This is a genomic window from Pseudomonas sp. BIGb0381 (assembly GCF_024809815.1).
In the GTDB taxonomy this organism is placed as follows: domain Bacteria; phylum Pseudomonadota; class Gammaproteobacteria; order Pseudomonadales; family Pseudomonadaceae; genus Aquipseudomonas.
In genome coordinates this window covers 1286644-1303354 of record NZ_JANUEN010000001.1, presented here as the reverse complement: position 1 = coordinate 1303354, position 16711 = coordinate 1286644, and the positions used below count along the sequence as shown (strand labels likewise).

The 16711-nt window shown below is 59.1% G+C and carries 12 protein-coding genes, 2 tRNA genes and 1 pseudogene; 9 read left to right on the top strand and 6 right to left on the bottom strand.

Annotated elements, in window-relative coordinates; genetic code table 11:
- Window positions 1-87: 87 nt before the first annotated feature.
- Complete coding sequence (locus M2397_RS06205) at window positions 88-1896, top strand: cytochrome c (protein ID WP_259242438.1); 1809 nt, start codon at window positions 88-90, stop codon at window positions 1894-1896.
- On the top strand, window positions 1893-3059 hold the full coding sequence (locus tag M2397_RS06200) for a catalase family protein (RefSeq protein WP_131699178.1): 1167 nt from the start codon (window positions 1893-1895) through the stop codon (window positions 3057-3059). The genes M2397_RS06205 and M2397_RS06200 overlap by 4 nt, the downstream gene beginning before the upstream one ends.
- Before the next feature lie 266 nt (window positions 3060-3325).
- Here the strand turns inward: M2397_RS06200 and M2397_RS06195 are convergent, their stop codons facing one another.
- From M2397_RS06195 to M2397_RS06185, 3 genes are all read right to left on the bottom strand, one after another.
- Window positions 3326-4693, bottom strand: a complete 1368-nt coding sequence (locus tag M2397_RS06195) for a glutamine synthetase family protein (RefSeq protein ID WP_259242437.1) — start codon at window positions 4691-4693, stop codon at window positions 3326-3328.
- 69 nt (window positions 4694-4762) lie between these two features.
- Complete coding sequence (locus M2397_RS06190; RefSeq protein ID WP_259242436.1) at window positions 4763-6163, bottom strand: aspartate aminotransferase family protein; 1401 nt, start codon at window positions 6161-6163, stop codon at window positions 4763-4765.
- Window positions 6164-6331: 168 nt separating this feature from the next.
- Complete coding sequence (locus tag M2397_RS06185; protein ID WP_131699176.1) at window positions 6332-7123, bottom strand: SDR family NAD(P)-dependent oxidoreductase; 792 nt, start codon at window positions 7121-7123, stop codon at window positions 6332-6334.
- Window positions 7124-7220: 97 nt separating this feature from the next.
- On the opposite strand from M2397_RS06185, the gene M2397_RS06180 reads away from it, so the two are divergent.
- The gene (locus M2397_RS06180; RefSeq protein ID WP_131699175.1) at window positions 7221-8126 is read left to right on the top strand and encodes a LysR family transcriptional regulator; all 906 of its coding nucleotides are present in this window, start codon (window positions 7221-7223) and stop codon (window positions 8124-8126) included.
- Window positions 8127-8146: 20 nt separating this feature from the next.
- Here the strand turns inward: M2397_RS06180 and M2397_RS06175 are convergent, their stop codons facing one another.
- Entirely contained in the window at window positions 8147-9037 is an 891-nt protein-coding gene (locus M2397_RS06175) for a LysR family transcriptional regulator (RefSeq protein WP_131699174.1), read from the bottom strand.
- 165 nt (window positions 9038-9202) lie between these two features.
- On the opposite strand from M2397_RS06175, the gene M2397_RS06170 reads away from it, so the two are divergent.
- From M2397_RS06170 to M2397_RS30380, 6 genes and pseudogenes are all read left to right on the top strand, one after another.
- Window positions 9203-10285, top strand: a complete 1083-nt coding sequence (locus tag M2397_RS06170; RefSeq protein ID WP_259242435.1) for a 4-oxalomesaconate tautomerase — start codon at window positions 9203-9205, stop codon at window positions 10283-10285.
- A gap of 44 nt (window positions 10286-10329) precedes the next feature.
- Window positions 10330-11643, top strand: a complete 1314-nt coding sequence (locus M2397_RS06165) for a dicarboxylate/amino acid:cation symporter (RefSeq protein ID WP_310521557.1) — start codon at window positions 10330-10332, stop codon at window positions 11641-11643.
- A 128-nt stretch (window positions 11644-11771) separates the two neighbouring features.
- Window positions 11772-13076, top strand: coding sequence for a CitMHS family transporter (locus tag M2397_RS06160; protein ID WP_131699171.1), 1305 nt, complete (start codon window positions 11772-11774; stop codon window positions 13074-13076).
- A gap of 91 nt (window positions 13077-13167) precedes the next feature.
- A complete protein-coding gene (locus M2397_RS06155) occupies window positions 13168-14421 on the top strand; it encodes an OprD family porin (protein WP_259242433.1) in 1254 nt (417 codons plus the stop codon).
- A gap of 59 nt (window positions 14422-14480) precedes the next feature.
- Window positions 14481-15293: pseudogene (locus M2397_RS30385) on the top strand (cache domain-containing protein); the annotation flags it as partial.
- A 36-nt stretch (window positions 15294-15329) separates the two neighbouring features.
- Complete coding sequence (locus M2397_RS30380) at window positions 15330-16151, top strand: methyl-accepting chemotaxis protein (protein WP_405046407.1); 822 nt, start codon at window positions 15330-15332, stop codon at window positions 16149-16151.
- A gap of 243 nt (window positions 16152-16394) precedes the next feature.
- Here the strand turns inward: M2397_RS30380 and M2397_RS06145 are convergent.
- Window positions 16395-16471: transfer RNA gene (locus tag M2397_RS06145), tRNA-Asp, on the bottom strand.
- Window positions 16472-16490: 19 nt separating this feature from the next.
- Window positions 16491-16566: transfer RNA gene (locus M2397_RS06140), tRNA-Val, on the bottom strand.
- Window positions 16567-16711: the final 145 nt, after the last annotated feature.

Here is a 16711-nt window from a genome sequence, read left to right as displayed (position 1 = left end):
TACCAGGCTCATGGCCACTTGCCCCACCTGTGGCGTAGTGGCATAACAACGCGACCCCTCGACAAGGCCGAGACAAGGATAGCCATCTTGCGCATTTTTTCCCGTGTTTTACTGCTGATACTCACCGTGCTGGGCCTGATCCTGGCCGTGGTGCTGTACTACACCGTTAACCCCAAGCTGCCCGACTACGTGCCGGTGGAGCAGGTGCGCTACCAGGACCAATGGAGTGCCGCCGACCGCCAGACCTATTACTTCACGCCCCAGGGCACCCAAGTAAAAGGCCTGCACTACAACTGGTTCACCGCCCTGGAGCTGCCATTCTCCCAGCGACGTTTTGCCACGCCGGAGTACCTGGCGCGCTTTGGTTTCCTGGTCGACCCCAAACAGGCACCCACCGCACAAAACCCCGGCAACCTGCCCGTGGGGTTCGCCCGGCATAAAAACGCCGGCAGCAACGTCGAGTATCTGGATATCACCTGCGCCGCCTGCCATACCGGTGAATTGCACTTCAAGGGCCAGGCCCTGCGCATCGACGGCGGCTCGGCCCAGCACGTACTGCCTTCCAGCGTACCGACCCTGCGTGGTGGCAGCTTCGGCCAGGCGCTGGTCGCCAGCCTTGCCGCTACCTATTACAACCCTTGGAAATTCGAGCGGTTTGCGCGCCAGGTGCTGGGGGATCGCTACGACGCCGAGCACAGCCAGTTGCGCGAGGACTTCAAGCAGTCGCTGAACAAATTCCTCAAGGTCGCCTGGAACGATACCCACCGCGGCCTCTACCCCACCGAAGAAGGCCCGGGCCGCACCGACGCCTTTGGCCGAATCGCTAATGCCAGCTTTGGCGATGCCATTTCGCCGGACAACTACCGCGTCGCCAATGCACCGGTGGACTACCCGCAGCTGTGGGACATCTGGACCTTCGACTGGGTGCAATGGAACGGCTCGGCCCAGCAACCCATGGCGCGTAATATCGGTGAAGCCCTCGGTGTAGGCGCGACGCTGACCTTTTTCGACGCCGCCGGCCAACCGCTTCAGGGCGATGAGCGCTACCCGTCGAGCGTGCGGGTGCGTGACCTCAACCTGATCGAAGAAACCCTGCAACGCCTCAAACCACCAACCTGGCCCGAGGATTTGTTCGGCACCATCGACAAGCCCCTCGCCGCCCAGGGCCGTGCGCTGTTCGCCGAGAACTGCGCCGGCTGCCATGTGCCGACCGTCACCCAGGAAAATGGCCGCCCCGTGCAGCAGCTGAAAATGCTGCCGGTGGCGTACATCGGCACCGACCCAGGCACCGCCGGCAACATTGCCGACCAGCGTTATGACCTCAGCGCCCTGCAGTGGGACCCGGCGGAGCTGGCCAAGCTCAATGTCGAGTTGCACCCCACTCCCTCCGAGCCGCTGGACCTGAAAAAAATGTCCGTGGCCAAGGGCCTGGCCTACGTCACCGCCTTCGTCGAAGACCATGCCTACCGCGCCGCCGGCGTCACCCCGGCCAAGCGCCCGCGCCTGGATGGCTACGGCCTGCCCATTGGTGTGCGCGAGTTGCGCGCCTACAAGGCCCGCCCGCTGGCCGGTGTGTGGGCTACCCCGCCGTTCCTGCACAACGGCTCGGTGCCGACGATCTACCAGTTGCTGTCGCCCCAGGACGAGCGCAGCACCACCTTCTATAAAGGCACCTTCAACTACGACCCGCGTCACCTGGGTTTTGAGACCGCAGCGTTCAAGAATGCCTTCCTGTTCGATACCAAACTCACCGGCAACCACAACAGCGGCCACGAATTCCGTGCTGGCCAACGTGGCAATGGCGTCATCGGCCGTGGCTTGCTGCCGCAGGAACGCTGGGCGCTGCTGGAATACCTCAAAGTGCTGGGCGGCCCGCTGGAGCAACAACTGCCATGATGATCCGATCTCGATACGACCAACCTTCCCTGCTTGCCCGCCTGTGGCTGCGCATCGGCGCGTTTCTCGGCAAGACCCTGCTGTGGCTGGTGGGCCTGGGCCTGCTTGGCTGGCTGGCGAGCACGGCCTGGTTTGCCTGGCAGCACAGCGGACCGGTGTCGCCGAACGAGCAGATCCCTGCGGGTGAAGCGGCCATGACCCAGGGCATTATCCAGACGGCAGTGCGCATCGTTGACCAGCATCGCGAAGGCACGCGCTACCTGCGTGATGCCCATGCCAAGGCCCATGGTTGTGTGAAAGCGGAGGTCAGTGTGCTGCCCGATCTCGACCCGGCGTTGCGCCAGGGTGTGTTCGCCGAACCGGGTAAAACCTGGCAGGCGATGATGCGGCTGTCCAACGGCAACGCCTACCCACAGTTCGACAGCATCCGCGATGCCCGGGGCATGGCGCTCAAGCTGTTGGACGTGCCGGGCAAACAACTACTGGCCGACCAGCAGACACGCACGGAACAGGACTTCGTGATGTTCAGCCACCCGAATTTCTTTGTCAGCGATGTGGCGGAGTACGCGCAGAACATCGGCGCCCAGGCGGATGGCAAGAAAGTGTTGGCGTTCTTTCCCAAGGCCGACCCGCGCAGCTGGCAGGTGCGCCATCTATTTATCGCCCTGGCAACCCTGGCACCCGCACCGGCGAGCCCGACGCAGACCACCTATTTTTCGGTATCGCCCTACAAGTTCGGCGCGGCCAATGCCAAGTTCCGCGTGGCGCCAGACCCGCAGAGCTGCCCGGAATACGCCTTGCCCAAACAGAACCAGGACCTGCCGAACTTCTTGCGCAGCGCCTTGAGCCAGCAGTTGTCCACCGACCGCGTGCCGGCGTGTTTCGTGTTGCAGATCCAGCGGCAGAACCCGCAGAAATTCATGCCGATCGAAGACACCAGCATCGAATGGAAGGAAAGCGATGCGCCCTACGAGAGCGTGGCCAAGGTGCGGATCCCGGCTCAAGACTTCGATACGCCGGAACAAAACCTGGCGTGCGACAACCAGTCGTTCAACCCGTGGTTCGGCGTCGCCGAGCATCGCCCCATCGGCGGCATCAATCGCTTGCGCAAAGCGGTGTACGAAGCGGTCAGCGATTACCGTCACAGCCGCAACACCCCGTAAAAAGTGCGTAACAATGGGCCCGGCGTCGTAAGGATTGCGTCGGGTCTATTGAGGCGCTTTCGCCGTAACTCTACCGTGGGCGCCTACTCCATCACGTAGGACGCCCATCGTGGAAAGCTCAACCCTAGGCATGATCGTACTGACCATAATCGCCGTGTTCGGCACCGCTTCTTTTTGCTTCGAGCACTTGGCCACGCGCCAGCCACGCAAGAAAAAGGTCAGGTAGCCTCAGCGGTCCGTTTCAAGGCGTCCTGACGGGTCGACATTCATGCGTGAGTGAGGTACCAGCGCCAGTCCTGCTCTCCGACTTCAGCATTGAATTGACGGAACTCGCGCCACTTGATCGCCAGGAACACCTTCAGGAATTCAGCGCCCAGCGCCTCACGTGCCCAGGTTGAGCGTTGCAGTGCCTGCAACGCTGTCAGCCAGTCGGTGGGTAGAAAATCGGTCGCCTGTTCATAGCCATTCCCCACAATCGCCGCGCCGGGATCGCTTTGATGAGTGACGCCGTGGTGAATGCCCGCCAGTAACGCGGCAGCGGCGAGATAGGGGTTGGCATCGGCACCGCAAATGCGGTGTTCGATGTGCCGACTGATTGCGGGGCCGCCGGGCACGCGGAACGACACCGTACGGTTGTTGACGCCCCAACTTTTAGCCAGCGGCGCGTAACTACCGGTCTGGAAGCGTCGATATGAATTGGCATGGGGGCAGAATATCGCCAGCGAGTCAAACAAGGTCTCCATCATCCCGCCGATGGAGTGCCGCAACAGTGGCGTACCCTGTGGGTCTTCGCTCGCATACAGGTTATTCCCGTGCTCGTCGGCCAGGCTGACGTGCAGGTGCATACCGCTGCCGGCCTGATCGCTGAATGGCTTGGCCATGAAGCACGCTTGCAGCCCATGTTTGTTGGCCACCCCCTTGACCAGGCGTTTGTAACGTACGCCTTCATCAATGGCCTGGAGTGCGTCGAAACGATGCTCCAGCGTCAACTCGACCTGGCCTGGCGCGTACTCGGATATCGCCGTACGTACCGGCAACCCCTGCAGCGCGCACGCTGCGTAGAGGTCATCAAGAAACGGTTGAAGCTGCTCAAGCTCGTATACGCCATAGACCTGTGGAGCAACAGGGCGTACGCCATTGGTCTGCAACGCCGGCTGCGGCCGACCGTTGACGTCGCGTTGTCGGTCCAGCAGGTAGAACTCCAACTCAACGGCCATGACCGGATGGAATCCATCGGCTTTCAGCCGCTCGATGGTGTTCACCAGTACGTGGCGCGGGTCCGCCGGTGCGGCGGGAATACCTTGGGTCGGGTGCATGCTCACCTGCACTTGACCGGTGGGGTTGGTGCGCCAGGGTTGCAAGGTCAGGCTTCCCGCCAAGGGGTATGTCCAACAATCGGCGTCAGCAACATCCCAGACCAAGCCTGTGTCTTCTACGTCTTCACCCTGCACGGTCAAGGCGAGAATGGAACTTGGCAGTGGCCGACCATTTTCGTAGATCGCCAGCAGTTCGTCGCGATGTAACAGTTTGCCCCGTGGAACGCCATTCGCGTCGATAAGGAACAACTCGATGCTCAGCACTTCAGGGTGGGCGGCCAGATAATCTACGGCCTCTTTTTTATCCGCAAATTGCATGTCAAACCTCTTAGCGCTTATTCAAGCGACTGGCAGTATTTAAGAACAATGGCGTTTTCAGACGTGCAGTTATGAAGCGATAACCCGCGCGCCAGGTTGGGCAAGCAGGGTGGTCAGCGCGTTATCCAACTCAGCGATCAGCCTATCGATATCCGCATCACTTGTTTGCGGACAGCACAGGGTCATGTTGTGAAAAGGCGTGATCAGGATTCCGCGGTTGATGAGATAAAGATGCAGCGCCATTTGAAGGCTGTCATGAAAAGCCGCCTCGGCTTGCGCGCCTGTTCTTGGCGAGGTAGCACAGAATTGAAACTCACAACGCGCGCCCAACTCTGTGACAGACCAGTTCAGTTGGTGCCGCTTGAACAACCCTCGAAATCCCTGGGCCAGCCTTGAGGCCAGGGGCAACATGTGCTCGTATGCAGACTCTGTCATGACCTCTTCGAGACTGACGCGCATGCAACGCATCGCCAGGGCATTGGCGGACAGCGTCGTCCCCATGCCACTGTGGCCATGCCCGCCGCTCTCCTCGCTGATGGTCTTCTGGACGTCGCGCATGGTCGAGGCGACTGGCTCGCTAACGCCAAACACCGCGCAAGGCACGCCACCTGCAATGGGTTTACCCACCACGAAAAAGTCGGGTTTCAAATCCCACTGGCGAGTGCATCCACCGAGGCCGGTGGAAATAGTGTGGGTCTCATCAATGACCAACAGGCTGCCATATTTAAGGGTCAGCTCTCGGCACTTTTGCATGAACCCCGGATCCGGCAGGACCATGCCAATGTTCGTCATCGCCGGTTCGCACATCAGCGCGCACACATCGCCCTGGGCTAATGCCGCCTCCAGTGCGGCGACATCGTTGAAGGGGATGGATCGACTGTATTGGCTCAAGTCGTAGGCTTGGCCCACAAGACCTGAACGGTGCACTGTTTTGCCGTCGCGGTAGCGCACCATCACGTCATCCACGGTGCCGTGGTAGCAGCCATCGAACACCAGCAAGACGTTGCGCTGGGTGATAGCGCGCGCCCAGCGCAGCACATACCGGTTGGCGTCAGTCGCATTGGCGGTCACTTGCCAGTAAGGCAGCTCGAATCGCCGAGCCAGCAACTCGCCGCAGACCACCGCGTCTTCGCCCGGCAGCATCGTGGTCAAGCCATTATTCGCCTGCTCGGTTATGGCGCGGACAATAGGATCAGGTGAATGGCCAAACATCGTGCCGGTGTCGCCAAGGCAAAAGTCTATGTATTCATGCCCGTCAACGTCGGTGAAGCGCGCCCCTTTTGCACGCTGGACGAAGAGCGGCGAAGGCATCGACCAATCGCTCATCCAGTGCATGGGCACACCGTTGAACAGATTCGCCTTGGCGCGCTCGGCCAGCGCCAGTGAAGTTGGGTTGTTTTCTATAAACCGGGCACGCTCGGAGGCGGTAAAAACAGCAATCGCTGATTCACTAATTCCACTTTTCGACATGATCAATACCCTATGTTAATTATCAAATTAATTAAAAGTCCGTTGCTGAATGACAGCCGGATACAGCTCAAAGAACTCAACTGTTCTTTGATACATCGCGCTTTTATAAATCTCGGTTATAGCCCCCGCCCAATATCGTGGATTGAGCGCGCTGGAGCGTATTCAAACTTAATAATCGCCGTGAGGGGCTTTGTTCTCGACCAGACAGTTCCCGCCATCCACCACGAGGACTTCCCCAGTGATGTAACTGGCGTCAGGCGATGCCAGAAATGCAACCGCCGCCGCCACTTCGCGGGGGCTGCCGGCGCGCCCAATGGGGGTGAAGCGCCCCGCCTCGGCTTCAACGGGCGTGGTTGAGCCCGTGGTGATCCAGCCGGGGGCCACGCTGTTGACGGTAATCCCCTGCTTGGCGACTTCAAGCGCAAGCCCCATGTTCATGCCCACCATCGCTGCCTTTGCGGCGCTATAAGCGGCTTCCCCCGGATTGCTCCCGCGGGTGCCCGTGGTAGAACTGATATTGACAATGCGTCCGTAACCTCGCGCCCTCATACCGGGTAAAACAGCCCGCGTCAGAAGAAAAGCGGTGGTTAAGTTTCTGGCCAGTGAAAGATTCCACTCATGCAGTTCCATACTCGCCAATTCCGAGAAAACCTCAGGGCTTCCTTGCATGGCCATACCGGCATTATTCACCAGAATATCGACCCGCCCCCAGACTGACTCTGCCCATAGGCCGAACTCGCGCACCTGACTTTCATTGGTGAGGTCAGTTGCCCGGCCTTCAACTTCAAACCCTTCTGCGAGTAGCTCTTTAACTCGATCCTCGATGCGCTTGCTGCTAGCGGTGATGATCAATCTCGCGCCCGCTGCACCCAGCCTGCGTGCGATCGCCATACCAATACCCGCTTCACTTCCGGCACCACTGATAAGTGCTACTTGCCCCCTCAAATTAGTATTTAACATGGTGTTCCCCACGTACTTAATTTGTAATAGAAGTGGAAATTAGGCTAATAAATCTGATAAATAAAGACAATCATCATCAGGAAATCTGACAACCGTTATGGCGTTCACCAGTGAGTCACTCAAAATTTTCCTTGCGGTTGTCGACAGCGGCTCCTTTTCTGCCGCCGCACGCAAATTGGGCCGGGTACCCTCCGCCATCAACATGGCGGTGTCGCAGCTGGAAGCGGAGCTGGATTTATTGCTTTTTGACCGATCAACCCGCAAAGCCATTCCTACGGCCGCCGCCAAAGCACTTGAGCCTCAGGCACGACAGGTCGCCAGCCAGTTAAACCTGCTGGACGCCCATGCGCTCCAGCTTCATCAGGGGTTGGAGGAGCGCTTGGTCCTTGCGATGGCGCCGGAGTTGCAAACAGGCGTATGGAATCGTCCGCTGGCCATTATCGCCAGGGAGTTTCCCACGCTTGAAATCGAGATTCGCTCCGCGTCCCATCCGGAGGCGATGCGCATGCTCCATGAAGGGCGTGTGCAATTGGCACTTGGATTTGAACGACCAGGGCTTGACGAGCGGGAAACGTTTCTTGAAGCAGGGAGCCAATTGTTAGTCGCCGTTGCCTCTCCTGATCATCCTGCGGCCGCCGGCAAGAAAAGCCCCTTAAGTGAAGAGCAACTGGTCAACGTTCGGCAGATCATCGTGGCTACTGGAGGACCTACAGACTCTGATCCACGTGTTGTGCTGTCACGGCGGATTTGGCACAGCGACAATTATCTGGCAACGCTGGATCTGGTGCAGCAAGGATTGGGCTGGGCGTATCTTCCGCAACCGCTGGTACAACCTCTCATCACTTCGGGCGCATTGACGGAGGTGGTGTTTGACAACATGCCGAGTCAGATGCGGCTATGGGTCGATATCATCTGGGTAAAGAACCGCCCCCTGGGGCTGGCAGCGAGTCGCTACCTGAGCCTGATGCGCAAGATTGTCGAGGGCGAGCCGCGTCGTGTTTGAGAAAAAACCAGCCGTATGGCTCATTGCGGCCACTGCTCAAGCAGTATCGAAACAAATTTTTCCGCCGCTGGCGAAAGCGATGATCCCCGACGGTAGACCAAGCCCAAGGAGCGGTTCACTACCGGTTCGATCAACGGAACGCTGACCAAGGTTGGATGATCTTGAGCCGGCATGGCCAGGCTCGGCATCGCCGAAACCCCCAGGCCGGCCTCCACCAGGCCCAGCGAAGTAGAGAGGTGCTGGACTTCGTAGAACCATTGCGGCCGCCAACTCAAGCCCGACAACGCGTGATCGAGCAGCATGCGGTTCCCGCTCAGGCGCCCTACCCCAATAAGGCGGTAATCGCTCAATTCAGACCAGGTGACCGAACTGCGCCCAGCCAGTTCATGATCTCGCCGGCACGCTAATACAAAAGGTTCGCTGACCAAGGGCACGAACTCAATGTCCGGATGCTGCCCACTCATCATGTTGATACCGAAGTCGGCTTCCCCCCGCAGCACCGCTTCAAGCCCCTCATTGGCACTCAAATCCAGCAGGCGGATCCGAATTTTCGGGTAGCGCTCGTTATACAGGCGAATGACTGAAGGCAAGAAATAGAAAGCCGCAGTCGGGATACACGCCAGGGTCACCCGGCCAATCTGGCGTTCGGCCAGTTCACGGATATTGAGAATCGACTCATCGAAGTCATCCAGCAACCGACGTGCCTTTGGAAGAAAGTCCCGACCCACGCTCGTGAGGCTGACCTTCCGCGTGGTGCGATCAAGCAAAGAGGTGCCCAACCCCTCTTCCAGTTTTTTTATTCGGCGACTGAGGGCAGGCTGAGACAGGTGCAACGCATCGGCTGCTTCATGAAAGCTGCCAAGTTCGGCGATTTTCACGAAGGATCGAATGTCGTTCAGCTCATATTCCATGTCTTATCTCATCAGAAGAAGGCGTCGAAAGGAAATTCAGCGTAAATTTATCATTCGTAAAACGCAACAATCTCTTCAATTTTTGCATTTGAAACATTTTTTAAAGCTTGAGACTCTTGCCCCCAGAACATCAATTACATCGATTGATCAACAAGAGTCAGTGTCATGCAAAGAATTCCCTGTGTGCTGATGCGCGGTGGTACCTCCAAGGGTCCGGTATTTCTGGATTGGGACTTGCCGGCCGCCATCGAGGAACGTGACGAGCTGCTGCTCAACGTAATGGGCTCCGGCCATGAACTGGAGATCGATGGTATCGGCGGTGGCAGCCCGCAAACCAGCAAGGTCGCGATTGTCAGCCCTTCCCTGCACCCGGACGCGGACGTCGATTACCTGTTCGTCCAGGTGATGGTCTCGCAGCGTCGGGTGGACAGTGCCCCCAACTGCGGCAACATGCTGTGTGCCGTCGGCCCGTTCGCCATTGAGCAGGGTCTGGTCAAAGGCTCGCCGGGACACACCCGCGTCCGCATTCGCAACGTAAACACCGGCACCTTCATCCATTCCGACGTCTACACACCCGATGGCAAGGTCAGTTACGAGGGCGATACCGCCATCGATGGCGTGCCCGGTACCGCGGCGCCCGTGCAACTGACCTTCCTCGATGCAGCCGGCAGCAAGACTGGCAAACTCTTCCCCACCGGCAATACACACGACGTGATCGACGGCATTGCCGTGACCTGCATCGACATGGCGATGCCCATGGTGCTCGTCGAAGCCAGTCAACTGGGCAAGCGTGGCGATGAAAGCCCGGCGGAGCTGGACGCCGATAAAGACTTCCTGCGGCGCCTTGAGTCATTGCGGCTTCAGGCAGGCCTGGCCATGGGCCTGGGCGATGTCAGCGACAAAGTGATTCCCAAGCCGGTGCTGGTCTCCCCCGCGAAAGCCGGCGGCACGATCCAGGTTCGCTATTTCATGCCGCAAAACTGCCACCGCGCGCTGGCCATCACTGGCTCGATTGGGTTGGCCACCGCGTGCGTCATCGACGGCAGTATCGTTGCGCAGATGCTCGGCGGGATCAGTACGCCGCGCCTTGAAGCGGTGCGTATCGAACACCCGAGCGGCGGGATTGATGTCGTATTGTCCTACACCGGCGGCAACAGTGAGACAATTCAGGCGTCTGTCGTACGCACCGCACGCAGGCTTTTTTCAGGTTACGTCTACGCCTCGGACTCTCAGCGCCTCGCCGGATAATCACGGCGGTCGTTGGCATTTTTTGCATCCACACAATTCTAAAAATGGGTGATGCCATGAAAGTTGTTAAATCGCTCTACTTCCAGATCCTCTGCGCCGTGGTGCTCGGTGTCGTGGTCGGGCATTTCTGGGCCCAGCAGGCCATTGCACTCAAGCCGCTGGGCGATGCGTTCATCAAGCTGATCAAGATGATGATTGCCCCCGTGGTGTTCTGCACCATCGTCACCGGCATTGCCGGGATGAATGACAAACGCTCGCTTGGGCGCCTGCTCAGCAAGACCATGCTGCTGTTCTTCGGACTGACGGTGATCAGCCTGGTGATTGGCCTGGTGGCGGTGTATGTATTCCAGCCGGGCGCCGGCATGAACATTGATCCGAACCAACTGAGCACCAAAGGATTGGCCCAGTACACGGAGTCGGCCGCAAAGCTTGGGGTTGTGGAGTTTTTCATGCACATCATTCCCGAGACCTTTATCGGTGCCTTCAGTAAAGGCGAAGTGCTGCCGGTCCTGTTTATTGCCGTGCTGTCCGGCTTTGCCTTGTCGTCACTGGGCGAACGTGGCAAGCCGGTGCTCGATGTACTCGAGTCCGCCTCGCAAATGGTCTTCAAGATCTTCGCTTACCTGATGCGTTTTGCGCCGATCGGTGCATTCGGGGCCCTGGCGTTCACCGTCGGTCAGTACGGCATCACGTCGCTGGGTTCGCTGGCCAAGCTGATCATGACCTTGTATATCGCCTGCGGCTTTTTCGTGTTCGTGGTACTGGGCAGCATTTGCCGCGCCAATGGCTTCAGCCTGTGGAAGCTGCTGCGCTACTTGCGCGAAGAATTCCTGGTGGTACTCGGTACCTCCTCCACGGAACCGGTGATGCCGCGCATGTTGGAGAAACTCGAAGCGCTGGGTTGCAAAAAAGGCATCGTCGGCCTGGTACTGCCTACCGGCTACTCGTTCAACTTGGACGGCACGGCGATCTACCTGTCTTTGGCAGCGATTTTCATTGCCCAGGCCTGCAACATTGACCTGAGCCTGACGCAAATCATCACCATGCTGGCGATCATGCTGCTGTCCTCCAAGGGCGCCGCCGGTGTGACCGGAAGCGGTTTCGTGGCACTGGCCTCGACCCTGACGGTCATTCACGACATCCCATTGGCCGGCCTGGCACTGCTGATCGGCGTTGACCGCTTCATGTCTGAAGCGCGCGCCCTGACCAGCCTGGCCAGCAACGCGGTTGCGACGGTGGTTATTTCGATGTCTGAAAACGCCTGCCACCGCGAAACGCTGAACCGGGTGCTCGATGGCAAATCTTGCGCGGCACCGGAGAAAGCCTGGCAAGACCTGACGGTCACCAAACACGTCTAGCAACAACCGGATAACGCTTACCCCTGACTGAACCCCCTCCCCGCTCGGCGCCGCTTGCCGCCCGGCGGGTCAGGGCTCGTGCGCCTCGGCGCCAGCCATTATTACGATAACAACAAGAGAATCGTCCTATGCTCGCTTTCCTTGGCTTGGCCATGGTGGTCGTATTCACCTTCCTCATCATGACGAAGCGCTTATCGCCGATCGTCGCGCTCACCGTGGTCCCCATCGTCTTCGCGGTGATTGGCGGCTTTGGCGGCACCACAGGCAAGATGATGCTCGACGGCCTGAAAATGGTCGCTCCGTCTGCCGCGCTGCTGCTGTTTGCGATCCTGTTCTTTGGCCTGATGATCGACGCGGGCCTGTTCGACCCACTGATCCGCAAAATTCTCAAGCGGGTCAATGGCGACCCGATGAAGATCGCGGTGGGCACCGCCCTGCTGTCGCTGCTGGTCGCACTCGACGGCGACGGGACAACGACCTACATGATTACCTGCGCAGCGATGCTGCCGCTGTATAAACGTATCGGCATGAACCCGATGATCCTGGCGACCATCTCCATGCTGTCCTTGAGCATCATGAGCGGCATGACGCCCTGGGGCGGCCCCGCGACGCGCGCTATTGCCGCGCTGGGCCTGGATGCCGGCGAATACTTCGTGCCGCTGCTGCCGACCATGATCGGCGGAGCCGCGTGGGTGGTCTTCACCGCCTTCATCCTGGGGCGCGCAGAGCGCAAACGTATCGGTAACGTGCAACTGCAGAGCGGCGGCGGCGATTGCTACATCAACGCGATTCTCGAGGACACACCCCACAAACGTCCGAAGCTGGCCTACGTCAATCTGGTGCTGGTGATTGCGGTGATGGCGGCCCTGGTGATGGGGCTGATGCATTCCGCGATCCTGTTCCTGATCGGTTTTGTACTCGCGCTGATGATCAACTACCCCCAATTGGACATTCAGAAAGAACGCATCCTGGCGCACTCGGGCAATGCCATGACCGTGGTATTGCTGGTATTCGCCGCCGGGATCTTTGCCGGGATTTTTTCCGGCACCAAGATGGTCGACGCCCTCGCGCAGACCCTGGTCGACTGGATCCCGCCGTCCTGGGGTCATCTGTTCCCACTGGTGGTTGCGATCACCAGCATGCCGCTGACCTTCGTGCTGTCCAACGACGCCTACTACTTCGGTGTGGTGCCGATCCTTGCCAATGCCGCCGCCGCTTATGGCATCGACCCTGTGGAAATCGCGCGCGCCTCGATCCTGGGGCAGCCCGTGCACCTCATGAGTCCGCTGGTGGCCTCAACCCTGTTGCTGGTGGGCATGGTCGATCGCGATATCGGCGACTTCCAGAAAGCCACCGTCAAATGGGCCGTACTGACCTCTCTGGTCGTCACCGCGCTGGCCTTGTTGACCGGGGCCATCAGCCTGTTCACCTGATTCACCCATAACCTCTGCTGCCTTCCAACGCGCCTCACTCACGAGGCGCGTATCGCCCTGTACCCCAAATAACAACAACGAGTCATTTGCCATGAACCATGTGTATACCCGTCGGGCTTTGTTTTGCGCGTTAGGCCTGGTACCCGTCGCAGGGGCCAACGCCGAAGGTTTTATTGATGACAGCAAACTCAAGCTGCAACTGCGTAACGTGTATTTCAACGAGAACTTTCGCGACGAGCACGGCTTGAGCGCACGGGCTGCGCGCACCGCAAAAAGTGAACGCACCGAATGGGCCCAGGGATTTCTGCTGGACTATCAGTCCGGATTTACCGCCGGCACCCTCGGCTTCGGCGTGGATGCCCTGGGGCTGTATGGCGTAAAGCTCGACTCCGGCCGTGGTCGCAGCGGCACCGGGCTCATGCCGGTGCATGATGACGGGCGAGCGGCCGACGAGTTTGCCAGCGCCGGCGCTACCGCAAAAGCCAGGTTCGCCAAAACCACCGTCAAGTACGGCACCTTGCTGCCCAAGACGCCGGTGCTGATTTACAACGATGCACGCTTATTGCCCCAGACCTACCAGGGCACCCAGGTCAGCAGCAGCGACATTGAGAACCTGACCGTCACCGGCGGGCATCTGGACCATTTCAAACTGCGCGACTCCACCGACAGCGTGCCGATCGTGCCTGACGGCTACAGCGGGGAAAAGTCGGGCGATTTCAATTACGCCGGGGCCGAGTACAAATGGGGCAAGAATGTTCGCCTGAGCTATTTCTACGGGGAGCTGGAGAACTTTTACCGACAGAACTTCGCCGGTATCCAGCACGACCTACCGTTGGCCGGTGGCGTGCTGACCAGCGACCTGCGCTACTTCAACAGCGTTGACAGCGGCTCGGCCTACGCCGGCAAAATCGACAATGACATGCTCAGCGGCCAACTGTCCTACGCCATCGCCGGGCATACCGTCGGCGGGGGCTATCAGACCCTGCGCGGTGACGCCGGCCTGCCCTACATCAGCGGCGCAACCGTGTACTCGTTCAGCAACGCCGGCATCGGCAAGTTCATCGAAGAAGACGAAAAGACCTGGATGCTCAACTACGGTTACAACTTCGCCGCCGTCGGCGTACCCGGCCTGACCTTCAGTGCGCGCTACCTGAGCGGCAATGACGGCAAGTCCACGACCACGGTCAAGGAATGGGAGCGTGATGCCGAGCTGGCCTACGTTGTGCAGGCCGGCACGTTCAAGGGGCTGGGTGTGCGCATGCGCAACTATGTCTACCGCTCTGAATTTTCCCGAGGCCGCGACAGCAACCGCCTCTACCTCACCTATGACATCGCCCTTTGGTAAGTCGACGATCGCGGCCCTAGCGGCCGCGTTCATACAGATTCAGGTGAGGAACCCCAAGCATGCTGTTTAAAAATAGAGTACTGATGCTGGTGCTGGCCCCGGTGGTGCTGTTATCCACGGTGCTGGCGCTGACAACGAGCACCACCTTGCTGTCGAGCGCCGAGCAGGAAGTCACGGTGACTCGGGAACGCCTGCTTGATGAAAGCCGGGAGCGCTTGAAAGACTACGCCAACCTTGCCCGAACCTCAGTAGCGGACCTGTATGTGCAGGCAGAGACGGGGAACAAAGCAACGCGTGCGCTGGCGATCGCGCGACTGTCGCAAATGAAGTATGGGGACGACGGCTATTTTATCGGTTACGACAGTCAGGTCGTGCGCCTGTTTCGGGGCGACAGCCGCGAAGGCGTCGGCACTGACATGAGCGACCGCAAAGACAAGAACGGGATTTACTTGAATCGGGAAATGGTTGCCGCAGCGAAAAACGACACCCACTTCGTCAACTATTCGGGAGCCCTGATCAATACGGATAAAGTCGTTCCCAAGCTGGCTTACAGCTTTTACCTGCCCGCCTGGGACATGGTGGTGGTCACCGCGATTAACCTCGATAGTATTGAAAGCGAGGTTGCCCAGGTGCGTGGAGAAATCCATCAGCGTGTGCGCAGCCTCGTCTATGGGATAACCGTCATTGCCCTGATTGCGCTCGGGATCACCGGCGTGCTCGCATTGTTATTGGTTAAAAGCAGCCTGCGTCCGCTGTCGCGGATTCGCGAGCACCTTGATGAAATCGCAGCGGGCGAAGGCGATCTGACGCGGCGCTTACCCATCAGCCGCGACGAGTTCGGCCAGGTGGCCGTGTCGTTCAATGCCTTCGTCGATAAGATTCACGGGCTGGTCAGCCAGATCGTCGGCATGGCCCGAGAGCTGAATACATCGGTCACCCAGGTGGCCGAACAGAGCAAATGCATCGATCAGGTCATGGAACAGCAACGCCAGGAAACCGATCAGGTCGCCGCAGCAATTAATCAGATGTCATCCGCGGCGCAAGAGGTAGCCATCAGCGCCCAGAGCGCTTCGGATGCAGCTGGCGAAACCGACTTGCAGGCCCAGCACGCCAGGCAGGTCGTCAATGAAAGCATCGGCCGGTTGGGCACCCTGACCGAGGACCTGTCCGCGGGAGGTGTCTCGTTGAAAAGCCTGCAAGGCGATGTAGAAGGCATTGTCACAGTGCTGGATGTCATCCGCTCGATCGCCGAGCAAACCAACCTCCTGGCACTCAATGCCGCGATCGAAGCGGCACGAGCCGGGGACGCGGGTCGCGGATTTGCCGTGGTTGCCGACGAAGTACGTGCGCTGGCAAGCCGGACGCAACTCAGCACCCAGGAAATTCAAGCGATGATCGAGCGCCTTAACCAGGCCACCACGAAGGTCGTCACAGCGATGAGTCATTCCGGCGCAGCAGGTCATGGTGCCAGCCAGCACGCGGAACAAGCCGGGCAATCGCTGGGCAAAGCGGTCGAGTTGATCGTCACCATCAATACGATGAACGCGCACATCGCCAGCGCCGCGCAAGAGCAGACGTCGGTCGCCGAAGAAATCAATCGCAGCGTCCATCAGATAGCCCGCGCGATTGAAAACGTCGCAGACCAGACGCAAAGCGGCGTACACACGGTCGATGAGCTGTACGCCATCGGTCATCGCCTGGAAGGCCTGTTGAGGCAATTCAAGATTTAACCGAGACGCCGGCTTGCGTTCAGATTGCAACGCCTGCATGCCGTGGGGCCTGATGAGCCTTCACCAAGACACTGCTGCTGTGCTTATCCACAATTGCTGGGACAACAATCAGCAATCCGCCTTGGGTCAATTTTCAAGTGGCTGGAGGTGGATTCCAGTGGAATCCAGAAACGAAAAATAGCGGCACAAGGCCGCTATTTCCGTGGCTTCCAGGCGCTCAATGGGCCTTGGCGGAAGCAAATATGGCGCAGCGGACGGGACTCGAACCCGCGACCCCCGGCGTGACAGGCCGGTATTCTAACCGACTGAACTACCGCTGCGCGTAACACTTGAAGCGAATGGTGGGTGATGACGGGATCGAACCGCCGACCCTCTGCTTGTAAGGCAGATGCTCTCCCAGCTGAGCTAATCACCCTTCGTTTCGGTGTGGGCGCATCATACACCAAAAAATCGTAATGTCTTGATTTAAATGCAATTTATTCAAAAAAAGTTCGCCGTACGATTTTTTGCCATATTCCGGACAGCAAAAAGCCCGCGATTAAGCGGGCTTTCTGTGGTGA